This window comes from Anoxybacillus sp. TBDG-1, from assembly GCF_054815885.1.
The window spans coordinates 46,713-59,196 of record NZ_JBTZSY010000002.1; the positions used below are offsets into that span (position 1 = coordinate 46,713).

Annotated in this window: 13 protein-coding genes and 1 other RNA gene; 4 read left to right on the forward strand and 10 right to left on the reverse strand. The window is 39.5% G+C overall.

All coding sequences use genetic code 11. The features are described 5' to 3' along the window. Nucleotides 1-39 precede the first annotated feature (39 nt). The 6 genes from ACYQY7_RS01155 to ACYQY7_RS01180 all read right to left on the reverse strand — a co-directional run bounded on the left by ACYQY7_RS01155 (nucleotide 40) and on the right by ACYQY7_RS01180 (nucleotide 6,133). Nucleotides 40-1,968 (reverse strand): ATP-dependent DNA helicase, encoded by a 1,929-nt coding sequence (locus ACYQY7_RS01155; RefSeq protein ID WP_461200324.1) that lies wholly within the window; start codon nucleotides 1,966-1,968, stop codon nucleotides 40-42. Between the two features lie 99 nt (nucleotides 1,969-2,067). Next, nucleotides 2,068-3,219 (reverse strand): THUMP domain-containing class I SAM-dependent RNA methyltransferase, encoded by a 1,152-nt coding sequence (locus ACYQY7_RS01160; RefSeq protein WP_461200325.1) that lies wholly within the window; start codon nucleotides 3,217-3,219, stop codon nucleotides 2,068-2,070. A 6-nt stretch (nucleotides 3,220-3,225) separates the two neighbouring features. Next, entirely contained in the window at nucleotides 3,226-4,941 is a 1,716-nt protein-coding gene (locus ACYQY7_RS01165) for a putative bifunctional diguanylate cyclase/phosphodiesterase (protein ID WP_461200326.1), read from the reverse strand. Nucleotides 4,942-5,019: 78 nt separating this feature from the next. After that, nucleotides 5,020-5,412, reverse strand: an RNA gene (gene rnpB / locus ACYQY7_RS01170) — RNase P RNA component class B. A gap of 67 nt (nucleotides 5,413-5,479) precedes the next feature. Then, the gene (gpsB, locus tag ACYQY7_RS01175; protein ID WP_461200327.1) at nucleotides 5,480-5,776 is read right to left on the reverse strand and encodes a cell division regulator GpsB; all 297 of its coding nucleotides are present in this window, start codon (nucleotides 5,774-5,776) and stop codon (nucleotides 5,480-5,482) included. Nucleotides 5,777-5,899: 123 nt separating this feature from the next. Further along, nucleotides 5,900-6,133, reverse strand: coding sequence for a CotD family spore coat protein (locus tag ACYQY7_RS01180; RefSeq protein ID WP_055441280.1), 234 nt, complete (start codon nucleotides 6,131-6,133; stop codon nucleotides 5,900-5,902). Between the two features lie 372 nt (nucleotides 6,134-6,505). Between ACYQY7_RS01180 and ACYQY7_RS01185 the strand changes: the two genes are divergently transcribed. The 4 genes from ACYQY7_RS01185 to ACYQY7_RS01200 are packed head-to-tail and all read left to right on the forward strand — an operon-like array spanning nucleotide 6,506 to nucleotide 8,886. Next, on the forward strand, nucleotides 6,506-7,873 hold the full coding sequence (locus ACYQY7_RS01185) for a protoglobin domain-containing protein (RefSeq protein WP_461200328.1): 1,368 nt from the start codon (nucleotides 6,506-6,508) through the stop codon (nucleotides 7,871-7,873). Nucleotides 7,874-7,896: 23 nt separating this feature from the next. Continuing rightward, nucleotides 7,897-8,226, forward strand: coding sequence for a hypothetical protein (locus tag ACYQY7_RS01190; protein ID WP_461200330.1), 330 nt, complete (start codon nucleotides 7,897-7,899; stop codon nucleotides 8,224-8,226). Beyond that, nucleotides 8,204-8,596, forward strand: coding sequence for an ATP-binding protein (locus ACYQY7_RS01195; RefSeq protein ID WP_461200331.1), 393 nt, complete (start codon nucleotides 8,204-8,206; stop codon nucleotides 8,594-8,596). Before ACYQY7_RS01190 ends, ACYQY7_RS01195 begins: the two co-directional genes overlap by 23 nt. Continuing rightward, nucleotides 8,593-8,886, forward strand: coding sequence for an STAS domain-containing protein (locus ACYQY7_RS01200; protein ID WP_461200332.1), 294 nt, complete (start codon nucleotides 8,593-8,595; stop codon nucleotides 8,884-8,886). The genes ACYQY7_RS01195 and ACYQY7_RS01200 overlap by 4 nt, the downstream gene beginning before the upstream one ends. A gap of 53 nt (nucleotides 8,887-8,939) precedes the next feature. Here ACYQY7_RS01200 and ACYQY7_RS01205 read toward each other — a convergent pair whose 3' ends face one another. The 4 genes from ACYQY7_RS01205 to thiM all read right to left on the reverse strand — a co-directional run bounded on the left by ACYQY7_RS01205 (nucleotide 8,940) and on the right by thiM (nucleotide 12,469). After that, on the reverse strand, nucleotides 8,940-10,076 hold the full coding sequence (locus tag ACYQY7_RS01205; RefSeq protein WP_461200333.1) for a SpoIIE family protein phosphatase: 1,137 nt from the start codon (nucleotides 10,074-10,076) through the stop codon (nucleotides 8,940-8,942). A gap of 95 nt (nucleotides 10,077-10,171) precedes the next feature. Further along, entirely contained in the window at nucleotides 10,172-10,933 is a 762-nt protein-coding gene (locus ACYQY7_RS01210; protein WP_461200334.1) for an enoyl-CoA hydratase, read from the reverse strand. An 86-nt stretch (nucleotides 10,934-11,019) separates the two neighbouring features. Further along, a complete protein-coding gene (gene thiE, locus ACYQY7_RS01215) occupies nucleotides 11,020-11,673 on the reverse strand; it encodes a thiamine phosphate synthase (protein WP_461200335.1) in 654 nt (217 codons plus the stop codon). A 1-nt stretch (nucleotide 11,674) separates the two neighbouring features. Continuing rightward, nucleotides 11,675-12,469, reverse strand: a complete 795-nt coding sequence (thiM, locus tag ACYQY7_RS01220) for a hydroxyethylthiazole kinase (protein ID WP_461200336.1) — start codon at nucleotides 12,467-12,469, stop codon at nucleotides 11,675-11,677. Nucleotides 12,470-12,484 lie beyond the last annotated feature (15 nt).

Sequence of the window (12,484 nt, forward strand, 5' to 3'; positions counted from 1 at the left end):
CATTGTATTTGTTATTCTACAATACTTACAAATATTCCTTTATTTTTGATGTACCTCTGTCGGTAATACACGTTTGATCGTTTCAATCACCTGCATTGGTTCATCATTTGTCACAAAAATACACACGATTCCTCGATCATCCCGTTGACGAATAAGACGCCCTATCCCTTGTCGCAATCGTAAAATCATATACGGAACATCCACTTCCCAAAACGGATTGTCCGTTTGTTTTCGCTTCGCCTGAAAAACAGGATCATTCGGTGGATAAGGAAGCGCCCAAATGATGACGTTACTTAATGATGGACCTGGAATGTCTAAGCCTTCCCATAAATGTTGGGCACATAAAACCGTTTCTTCTTCATTTTGAAAACGAGAAACAAGTTCGCTTATTTCTTGATCGCCTTCAAATAAAAAAGTGAATCCGTCTTCTTGCTGAGCACGGGCTTTAAATTCATTTAATTGTTCGCGTGTTGGGAATAACACAAGAGCACGCCCATTCGTTTCGCGTATTTTTTGCATGGCATATGCATATTTTTCTTCAAATATACGCTCATCGTTTTCAAACATTGGCATATAAATCGTCATTTGTTCATCATAGTCAAATGGAGAATCAACATGAAATGATAAATATTCGTCGATGCCAAGACTTTTTGCCATATAATCAAATGATTTTTCATTCGATAATGTGGCAGATGAAAAAATAAATGGAATATGTTTAGAAAATACTTTTTCACGCAACACTTCTTGTACCGTCCTCGGCATAATGACAAGCGTATTGCCATCTAGCGATGATTCAAGCCATGTAATGGCATCACGATTATGAATGAATAAATATAGCGAATGATGAATTTGGTCTAAATATTCGTCAACAACTTTCAATTGATAATGGTCAATCGTATACGTTTCACTCTCAAATACGAGTTCGTCTCCAATTTGTTCTACTTTTGTTCGTAACGTTTGTGCCAGTTGCAAAAGAGACGCGGTAAATGTTATCTCTTGACGATTAGATCCCGATACCGCTTTCGCATGATTCATCAATTCATCAAAAAATCGTGCACTAAGTTCCAATGTATCTTCGATTAAATAAGCTAATTGTTCGCGAATATCATTTTCTAATAAACGGGAAAGTAACGTTTCTAATGTCGTTTCTTTCATACGATAGGTTAACGCTTTTTGAGCAGCAAACTCTAATAAATGTCCTTCATCAAAAATGACACAACTCGCTTCTGGTAACAGTGGTAACTGTCCTTCACGCTTTCGTGCTTCATACGTCCAAATATGTTCCATATAAAAATCGTGAGAACAAATAATTAAATCCGTTGCTTTGCGATAATAATCGCGCGATAACGTTTGACCACAACGATGACGCTTTTCACATGCTAAACAGTCTTGAAACGGATCCCAAGCAATTTTTGACCATTGCTCGTCGCTTAAATGAGAGTAATCTTTCCGATCACCGTAATGATAAAACGTTTGAAGTGGGGCATGATCATGAACAAATGGAGGCAATTCATCAAAAATTTGCTCATACAATTCCTCTTCTTCCGTCATTAATATATCGTCCAATTTGTTTAAACATAAATATTGATTTGGTGACTTCGCTAAGCGAACATCAATGTTTATGTTTAAAACGCGCGAAATTTTCGCAATATCTCCCTCTTTTTTTACAAGCTGTTCAATTAACGTTTCATCTGCACAAGCAATAATGGCAGGTTTTCCGATATAACGTGCATAGCAAATAGCATAAAGCAAATATACGATCGTTTTTCCTGTTCCTACACCGGCTTCAGCAAACATCACTTTTTTCTCTTTAAATGCCCGCTCAAGTTGAAATGCCATAAAAATCTGTTCATCTCGCAATTCAAACCCTGCTTCAGGTAAAATATCGTAAAACACGTCCCCAATCCATTCGTTTAATTTATCAAAAAAGTTTTCGTTTTTGCTTAATGTAAACGGATATTTACTCATATTTTTTAGCCCCTCCATTAATTTTAACGAAGTACACAAACATTAATTATCGACCAAAAAAAGAAAGAAGTCAATGAAGTTGAAAAGAAAAAGAAGCTGTCAACGAGACAGCTTGTCATATGAACGCGGCGGACGAGGCCCCCAAAACTGATAATATTGTGTTTCAATGAAGCCGTTAAACAATTTGCGACGCTTCGTTGCCTGTTTTCCGTACAACTGTTCAAATTGACGATGGGATGTTAAAATATAAATCGACCACGTATCGAGTGCAACGAATGTTTTTCCTATTTCCCGATATAACTGCTCTACTTCCTCTTTTTCCCCTAATCGCTCACTATAAGGAGGATTGCCGACGATGACGCCGTACTCATCTTTCGTTCGAAAATCTTTCACCTGCATTTGTTTAAACGCAATTAAGTCGGCTAATCCTGCTTCTTGCGCATTTGTTTTTGCAATGTCTACCATGCGATGATCAATATCAAAGCCGGCAATATGTAGCGGTTGATCGTAACGCGCTAAATCTTCCGCCTCTTCTCTTGCTTCGTCCCACAATTGAGATGGAATCCAACTCCATTGTTCGGATACAAAATCGCGGTTAAATCCTGGTGCAATATTTTGACCAATCAGTGCTGCTTCAATCGCAATCGTTCCCGATCCACAAAACGGATCAACAAACGGACGATCTGGCGTCCAATTCGTTAATTGAACGAGCGCTGCTGCTAACGTTTCTTTTAATGGCGCTTCCCCTTGCTTGATACGATAACCCCTTTTATGCAACCCAGCACCACTCGTATCGATTGTTAATGTAGCGATATCTTTATGTAAAGCAACTTCAATACGGAATTGTGCACCTGTTTCCTCGAACCATGAAACGCCATAATGTTGTTTTAAATTTTCAACAATCGCTTTTTTTACGATCGCTTGACAATCCGATACACTGAACAATTTTGATTTAACCGACTTCCCAACGACAGGAAATTGGGCGTCCATAGGTAAAAACTGTGCCCATGGCAGCACTTTTGTTTGTTCAAACAACTCATCAAACGTTGTCGCCGAAAATTCGCCCACTTTGATTTTTACACGATCGGCTGTGCGAAGCCATAAATTCGTGCGACAAATCGCCCGCTCATCTGCAACAAACGTCACCTTTCCATTATCCACCTGACAGTCATACCCGAGCGCGCGTACTTCATCTGCAACAATGGACTCAAGCCCCATCGCTGCAGTAGCAATTAACGTTATGTGCCCCATATTCATTCACCTTTCATTCATATATTCATCCCATTCTTGAATAAAGTGCTGCACCTCATCTATTGGCATCGGCTTAGCAATGTAATATCCTTGTGCCATATCACATTGTTGTTTATTTAAAAACTCATATTGTTGCTCTGTCTCGACTCCTTCCGCCACGACTGATAAATGCAAATGATGAGCCATCATAATAATTGTTGAGACGATCGTCGCATCATCGCTATATAGAGATAAGCGACGAATAAACGATTGATCGATTTTTAAAATATCAATTGGAAAACGATGTAAATAACTTAATGAAGAAAAACCTGTCCCAAAATCATCAATAGCTAGTTTAAAACCACACTGTTTTAACTGTACAAGTTTTTGAACAGACTCCTCTGCATTTGGCATAATCGTACTTTCTGTTAGTTCTAATTTAAAAAAGCGCGGATGTACATCGTTTTGTTTGACAATCGTTGATAATTGCTCAACAAAATCGTCTTGTTGAAAATGAACAGCAGAAATGTTGATTCCGATTTTCATATGTGGAGCGAATTGATGCATCGCCTTGATATGTATACACGCTTGTTCGAATAGCCATTTTGTTATTGGAACAATCAATCCCGTTTCTTCTGCAAGCGGAATAAATTGCGCAGGAGAAACGAACCCGATATTCGGTTGTTGCCAACGTATTAATGCTTCAAGTGCTTCAATTTTTTTCGTTTTCATATGAACAACAGGTTGGTAGTAAACAAGCAACTCGTTTCGTTCAATCGCTTTTCGCAAATAATTTTCTAACATGACCACTTCGCTTTGGTAGTCTAACTTAGCTGTATATAATTCAAAGCGATTTCTTCCGCTTTCTTTCGCTTTTTGCATGGCGCGATCGGCTCGACGTAATAATGTTTCCCCATCATCTCCGTCGTTTGGGTACATGCTTATGCCGATGCTTGCGGACATATATACATCTTTTCCGTTTAACATAAAAGGAGCTTGTAATGATTCAACCATTTGTTCTGCTATGCTAACAGCTTCTTGAACATCTTTTAGTTTAGGTAAAATGACAACAAATTCATCTCCACCAATACGCGCTAACGTATCTTTTGTGCGCAGTAGCTTTTTTAAACGATTGGCTACCTTTTTTAACAATATGTCTCCATTGTAATGACCAAGCTCATCGTTAATATATTTAAAGCGGTCTAAGTCAAGAAACAAAATCGCTAATTGCTGATTGTAGCGACGTGCCATATCAAGTAAATGTTGAAGACGTTTCGTAAATAATTGTCGATTTGGAACGCTGGTCAACAAATCATAGTTCGATAATCGCGCAAGTTGTTCCATCGTCCGCTTATGCTGCGTCACATCTGAAAAGATCGCTACATAATGCGTTGGATTTTCGGTAGCATCATAGATGGCTTTAATCGTTAACCATTCGACAAACAACTCGCCATTTTTTCGTTTGTTCCAAATTTCTCCCTTCCAAACTCCATGATCGCGCAACGTTTCCCACATGTTTTCATAAAACTTGCGATCGTGTAAACCAGAGCGAAGAATATTCGGTTTTTTTCCGAGCACTTCTTCTTGCGTATAACCTGTCACTGTTTCAAAAGCTGGGTTAGCTAATAAAATATGCCCTTCACTATCCGTAACAATGATTCCTTCGTCTGCTTCTTGAATAATGGCATGAGACACAGATAAAAATGTATCTAAACCAAACAAAGATGCTAATTTTTTGTTCAAAGCCAACTCTCCCCTCGTACTCCCAAAAAAACAAAAACTCCCCTGACGTTATGCAGGAGAGTGATGCCATGAATCATGTTCTGTAAGCCATGTTCTGTTCCGTCGTACTGCAAACGGCTTGCGCCTCGTACTTCGGTGGTAATCATCTATCTACAGGCTGTACGCCTGTCCTTCTCTCCGTTCATTTCCTTTGAGAAGGTGCCCCTACCATCATTTGGGTTTCTCGCTCGTGGGGTTTACCGCGTTCCACTCTTGCCGTTTCCAGCAAGACTACGTCACTGTGGCACATTAAAGGTAGTCGAGCCATATCCATTGAAGGACGTAGGCTCTTTCCCTGCCGTCAGCCCAGCTCATCGCCAGACTGCCCTAGCTTATGCATTCGCTAGGCACGAACACTACGGGCATCTCAGCACCGTGCGAGCATGGACTTTCCTCTACGATGCATACACATCGCAGCGATTACCCGAACATGATTCATGTAAGCATATGTTAGTATATCCGAAACGATAAGCCAAATCAATAGAAAAGGTTGGAACATTTATTCATAAAGTTTGCTACCAAAAACATGCTTCTCTAAATTAGAGAGACGTTGTAAAATATCAAAGTTCGTCGTTCCCGTTTGAGATGGCTGACGTTTTTGTGCCTCCTGCAATTGGCTTTTCAATTTTGCATTTTCTTGTTGTAATTGTTCAATCATTTGATGAAATGTTTCATAGTCTTTAATGACTAAATCAAGAAAGCGATCAACTTCATCTTGATTGTATCCGCGCATACTTATTTTAAACTCTTTTTCAAGAATGTCTTTTGCTGTTAAGTTGATGCGATCTGAAAGCACGTTTGCTCACCTCAATTATCCATGTCTACACCTATTCTTTCAGAAAAAGCAGTCGTTGTCAATTTTTCATTTTCACAAACTTCGTCTTTTTTTCGACAAAAACCGAAGGCGAATTGCCTTCGGTTAAAATGGCCGTGGAAACGGACCAGGCCCTGGACAAACAACATGTTGATGTGATACATCGTTCACAACAGATTGTGTATGAGGAAAATAATGTTGATGCTGGAACAAATGATGATTCACATACGTCGTATGTGACGGATGAATGTGTGGCACAATTGTTGTTTGCATCTGATGTTGCGTACAACATTTTGTTGGATGAACGATTGGCGGCATCATATTCGGACGACAGCGCATATTTCATCCCCCCTTCGCATTAAAGTTTGTTACACTTCTAGCGTATGTACGAAGGGGGATACATGTACTAATGGAAATACCTATTTTACATAAACGTATAAATGTTATGTTTCATATTCGCAAAAATAACGACCGTAGCCCCTATTAAAACAAAAAATAAGTATAAAATTTTTTTACTCATCGCTTCTCTCTCCGCAGTTCATATGGTTCACAAATATACATTCTACTTTATTCTTTTTCATTCGACAAGTAGAGAAAACTTTGTCATTTTTTGCGCTTCCCTCGGAAATAAAATGAAAATTTTCCTTCTTATTTTTACAGTACATGATATAATATTATGGGGGATTTTTTATGAAAACTGGAGGGAAAATGATGTCAAAATGTCCATTTCACGCCCTTTTTAATGAACATGGGGGCATTCAATTGTTTCGCAAAAAACATCAAAAAGAAAAAGAAAACTCCACTCTTCACCTTTCTACATTTTCTCATGTTTCAACATATTATCGGCAACTTCTTTCAAGCGATCGAAAACAGCAAGTTGCTTTCGTCGCATTAACAGAAGAAGATATACAACAACTTGCTTCCATTCGCCCGCTCTTTGCTAAGCATGTCGAACGAATCGTCAATGCGTTTTACGATCAAGTTGGGCAAATGTCACATTTAAAACGCATTATTGACAATCATTCGACGATTGATCGCTTAAAACAAACGTTGCGCGCTTATTTAATGGATATGGTGTCTGGAGAAATTGGTGAACAGTACATCATTCGGCGAAAAGTGATCGGCAACGTTCATAACCGAATCGGTCTATTTCCAGAATGGTATTTAGGCGCTTATACGATCATTCAAAATGAAGTGCTTAACATATTGATGGAAGAATTACCTCCAACAGAAGCAACAAACATTTACCGATCGTTTGCTAAACTTTGTTCATTCGATATGCAAATCGCGATTGAAACATATATTGAATCGTACACATCGTCTATGATGAAGTTAAATGAAATTGCAGAGTTGCAGCATCGTTTAACAGAATCATCGACAACGCTTGCGTCAAGCGCGGAAGAAACGACTGCTTCCATTTTTGAAGTACAAAAAAATGTGCAAAGCATGTTAAATGAAGTAACAAGTATTCAACGTCAATCCGTTCAAATGAGCGAACGAGTCGAAAAAGGAAAAGAAGATGTAAAACAAACGTTAACAAAACTAGATGGTGTTGCTACATTAATTGAAGGCACAAAGTCGCTTACGAACGAACTGACCGATAGCTCGCGAAAAATTGGTGAAATCGTCAACGCGATTCGCAACATTTCCAATCAAACAAATATTTTATCGTTAAATGCCAACATTGAAGCTGCGCGTGCGGGTGAACACGGAAAAGGATTTGCCGTCGTAGCCAATGAAGTGCGAAAACTTGCAACGCAGACAGAACAATCGCTCGACTACATTCAAAATCACATCGATATTGTTCAACAAACGATTCGAAAATTTGAACATGCGTTTCAACAAATTGTCGAGGAAACGCGAGCATTCCGACAAGCAAATGAAAGCATTATTCATATTTTTGATCAGTCCGTTACTGATGTAAAATCAACAAGTAAAAAAATCGATCAATTTACTTCACTCATTGAACAGTTTCATCAAATGTTTGATGAAATTTCATCCGCTGCCTCACAAATTGCTGAAATGGCCGAACAGTTAAACGACTTAAATCAAGAACTGACTGAAAAGTTTAATTCGTAATTGTTAAACGGAGGAAGATGACGATGAAACGTCCACGGCTGAAATACGAGCAACGCACATTTGCGCATATCGATGAAATGGCGGAAACGTTGCTTCACGAAGTAAACGAGCAACTCATTCGCATCGATATGGGGCTTCTTCCAAATGATGTGCCGTCACGAAATTATGCAAAGTTTCGTCTCATGCATTTGCAACGCTCATTTGGAGAAAACGTTCCGCTCTCGTTTCGTTCAACATATAACTCTTTATGGAGTCAATTGTATCGTCTCGAGCATCAAGGGGATTATAAACATCCTTATATAAAACAACTTTTGATTCAATTAAAAAACAATGATTCAAGCTCAACTAAATGAAACAAATTATAGCACAATGATTTCAGCGATGCTCGAGCAAATACATGGTCATATTCAACTGGACGAAATACAAAAATATACAATTCAATTAATATTATGGGAGCTCGTCTCAAATGTTATTCGACACTCTACAAAAAAATATGCTGCTGTACAAATCAGTTGGTCAGATGAAGCAATCATCATTGAAGTCATTGATGAAGGAGACGGCTTTCAATGGGAGGAGAAACTCAACGCTCCTCCTCCTGATTTAACTCATCAAGGAGGACGCGGACTTTTTCTCGTTCAACAGCTTGCTTCCCATTTTTCATTTGACGAAAAAGGAAAACGCGCCGTTGTTATTGTCGCACGAAATAAAGGGGGAGAAATATGATCGACGTTGTTACATATGATGATAAAATCGTTGTCTCTTTTCAGCAAGATATTAACTTTGAAACATCACGCATCATGGAAGAAACAATTCAATCACAGCCGTGGGAAACATCTCATTTACAAATCGATTTATCTGCTGTTCGATTTATTGATAGCTCAGGCGTTCGTTTGCTGATTAGCTGGTTGTATCCATTGAAAGATCGAATGCGTATTGAAATGACAGGCGTTTCAGCACCTATTAAGCATATATTATCGATCTGTCAACTTGATCAATTTGTAGACATCAAATAAGTAGGTGCCCTGCTACTTTCAGGGCACCCGTTTTTTTAAAAGATAGATGAGCCTTATTTTACATGAATAGAGACGAATGTAACATCGTCATTTCCTTTATCATATTGTGCTTTTTCATTTATTTTTGTTACCATCTCATCAAACGTATGAGCCGTTTGCATCATATCGGCAAGCTGATTTGCACATTCTTCACCTAACACGTCGATTAATCCGTCTGTGTAAATCATAAGATAAATGTCATGTTGAAACGAAACCGTCCCTTTTTTATATGGAGCATTTGGTACAATGCCAATTGGAATGCCCCCCTCTTTAAGAAACATTGTTTTTCGATTAGTCATCAATATGGCTGGAGGATGGCCTGCGTTTACATATTCAATGACTTTCCTTTTTACATCAATTGTTCCGTAAAAAGCAGTAAAGTAATGTTTCGTTTCCTTTCCAAACAATTGAAAAGCATGTCGATTTAATTCATGCACAACAAGAAGCGGGTCTGTCACTTTCGTCATTAAGCCGTGTAATAAAGAACGAATCGACATCGCGACAAGTGCAGATGCAACGCCGTGCCCCATGACATCAATCACAATAAAAGCATACATATGCGGACAAACTTGTTGCCAAAAATATAAATCACCAGATAGTTGTGAAGAAGGAATATACGTCCCGACAAAATGAATATGTTCATTATTCAGCGGTTCAGGAAGTAAACCTTCTTGAACGAGTCGAGCTAAGTGTAAGTCTTCATTCATCTTTTTTTGCATCGTCCACATATGCCGATAACTTTCCATATATGCTTCGTTCGTTCGCTTCAGTTGATCCATCGTTTCTTTTTGGCGATATGCCAATTGAACACGCGAAACGAGTTCGACCATGGTGAACGGCTTACGAATGTAATCAAACGCCCCCGCTGCAAATGCCTCTTCTAATTTTTGTTCATCATCGTAACCGGTAACCATTAATACAGGAACGTGCTGCAATTGCTCATGTTGCTTCAATCGACGACACCATTCAATACCGTCTGTTTTTGGCATACAAATATCCATTAAAATGACATCGACATGTTGAGATAAAATATATGCATACGCCTCGTCCGCATCTTCAAACGGATGAATGGAAATGCCTTTAATATGTTCGAGCATCGCCTCCATCATTTCTAATGTCGGCGCGTAATCGTCAATAATCACTACTTTCATCTTCAGCCGCCCTTTTCGTCATATTTTCTATATCTCATTTATACACGTCACAGTCTCAAACAGGCTAGGGCAAAGATGAAAGTTTTTCAAATTTTTTATTTTCCGCTAAAATGCGGGCGACGCTTCTCTAAAAAGGCACGAATACCTTCTTCGTGATCTTTTGTTTTACGCATTTCCGCTTGATACGCCGTCTCCATTTGCAACGTGTTCAATAACTGTTCTTCACTTAAATAAGCATACAACTGCTTTGTTGCAATCATCGCACGAATCGGCTTTGCTAGCCACTCCGTTACTTTTTGTTGAATCGTTTGCTCATCACCGATTTCATCAATAAGTCCCACTTCATATGCCTCTTGTGCACCCATTACTTTTCCTTCCCATATGATTTGCTTCGATTTGATATCACCAATTTTTCGTTTTAAAAAGAAATGCCCCCCACCATCTGGAACTAAGCCAATACCGATAAAATTCATTGCAACGCGCGCTTGTTCGTTTGCGATCACATAGTCACAAGCAAGCGCTAAACTAAATCCTAACCCTGCAGCTGCACCGTGCACGTAACTGATCGTTAGTTTCGGCAATTGATGTAACATTATTGCAATTTGTTTAATCGTTTCCATCACTTCTATGAATGAATGTTCATTCGTTGACTGCAACATCGTTTTAATGTCTCCCCCTGCACTAAATCCTTTTCCACGCCCACGAATGACGACAATATCCGCCTCGCTTTTTTCCACTTCTTTTAACGCTTGTAACAGCTCCGCTAACATTTTCTCGTTTAAAGCGTTCAGCGCATCTGGACGATTCAACTCAATTGTTGCAACTCGATCTTCATATGACAATACGATATGTTCCATCTTTCCCATCTCCTTCTTTCGTATGTTCGCTGTTTTTTTCGACATATGTGGGTAAAATCCTGCACAAAAAATAGAAAAAGACGACACTATCTGTCGCCTTTTCGTTTTGCACACATAACAATCTCATACAGTCTTTTTGTTTGTTCACGAATTTGTTCGGCACGACAAATGGCGGAAATGACGGCAATTCCGTCTGCCCCCGCTTCAATCACTTGTTTTGCTGTTTGGTGTGTAATTCCTCCAATCGCAACGAGTGGAATATGTTTTTCGTGCGCACGAATATGTTCAATCATCGTCAGTCCACATGCTTGTTTGGCATCTTCTTTTGAAACAGTTGGGAAAATGGGACCTAATCCAACATAATCGGCGTGAGCAGCAAGCGCTTTTTTTACTTCAGTCAAGTTGTGAACAGATACCCCTAAATATTTATTCCCTATGCGATTGCGAACGCGTTCAGCTGCTTCGTCCTCTTGTCCGACATGAATACCGTCTGCCTGTAAGGCAAGTGCTAAATCAACATCATCATTTACAATAAAAGGAATGTTGTGAGCACGGCATCGCTCAAGCAACTTCTCGGCTAAACGATATTTTTCAACTCCTGTCAGTGCCCCTTTTCCTTTTTCACGAAACTGAAACATCGTAATGCCGCCTTCGATCGCTTCATCCAGCACAGCAAGCGGATCTTTCGTACAATCGACGCTTCCCATCACAAAGTATAAAGATAGTTTTTGTTTCATCATTTTATTCCCCTCGAATGTGTGCGTATTCATTCACTTCTTCTGCGCTCGTTTCGTATAAAGCATTAAGAAATGCAAGCTGAAAAGAACCAGGCGCTTTGGCGTGTTTCGCTGCTTTTTCAGCCGCTACACCGTAATAAGCAAGCGCAGCGACAGATGATATGATCACATTTTCTCCTACGCCAGCAAATGCGCCTAATATTGCACTTAATAAGCAACCTGTTCCGGTTACTTTCGTCAACATCACATCACCGTTTGAGACGATCATTACTTTTTCACCATCTGTCACCACATCATCTTTCCCGGTCACAACAACTGTACAACGAAACATACGCGCTGCTTTTTTCGCTACATGCACGAGATCCCCTTGCACATCCCCTGCATCGACTCCTTTTGTGCGTGCTTGTTCTCCAGTAATGCTTGCAATTTCTGATGCATTTCCACGTAAAATCGAAATGTTCACTTCGTGTAATATACGTTTTGCTGTTTCGGTGCGATACACCGTCGCACCTGCCCCAACAGGATCGAAAATAACAGGGATGTTTGCTTCGTTTGCTGCTTTCCCGGCAACAACCATCGCTTCTACGTCTGTTTCGTTTAATGTACCGATGTTTAACACTAAAGCACGAGCTAAACGAACCATATCCGCTACTTCTTCTTTTGCATACGCCATAACAGGAGATGCACCTAGAGCAAGTAAACCATTCGCAACAAAATTGGTCACCACGACATTTGTTATATTGTGTACAAGCGGCGATTCCTCTCTCACACGTGTTAACCATTGTCCTACATTCATCATTCATTCCCCCCTTAA

Bases quoted from the DNA above. Each gene is read 5' to 3' on its own strand.
- ACYQY7_RS01195 (WP_461200331.1), top strand. From the start codon at position 8,204: ATGATTCAAGCTCAACTAAATGAAACAAATTATAGCACAATGATTTCA.
- ACYQY7_RS01205 (WP_461200333.1), bottom strand. From the start codon at position 10,076: ATGAAAGTAGTGATTATTGACGATTACGCGCCGACATTAGAAATGATG.
- ACYQY7_RS01210 (WP_461200334.1), bottom strand. From the start codon at position 10,933: ATGGAACATATCGTATTGTCATATGAAGATCGAGTTGCAACAATTGAG.
- ACYQY7_RS01155 (WP_461200324.1), bottom strand. From the start codon at position 1,968: ATGAGTAAATATCCGTTTACATTAAGCAAAAACGAAAACTTTTTTGAT.
- ACYQY7_RS01185 (WP_461200328.1), top strand. From the start codon at position 6,506: ATGTCAAAATGTCCATTTCACGCCCTTTTTAATGAACATGGGGGCATT.
- ACYQY7_RS01200 (WP_461200332.1), top strand. From the start codon at position 8,593: ATGATCGACGTTGTTACATATGATGATAAAATCGTTGTCTCTTTTCAG.
- ACYQY7_RS01180 (WP_055441280.1), bottom strand. From the start codon at position 6,133: ATGCGCTGTCGTCCGAATATGATGCCGCCAATCGTTCATCCAACAAAA.
- ACYQY7_RS01190 (WP_461200330.1), top strand. From the start codon at position 7,897: ATGAAACGTCCACGGCTGAAATACGAGCAACGCACATTTGCGCATATC.
- thiE (WP_461200335.1), bottom strand. From the start codon at position 11,673: ATGATGAAACAAAAACTATCTTTATACTTTGTGATGGGAAGCGTCGAT.
- thiM (WP_461200336.1), bottom strand. From the start codon at position 12,469: ATGATGAATGTAGGACAATGGTTAACACGTGTGAGAGAGGAATCGCCG.
- ACYQY7_RS01160 (WP_461200325.1), bottom strand. From the start codon at position 3,219: ATGGGGCACATAACGTTAATTGCTACTGCAGCGATGGGGCTTGAGTCC.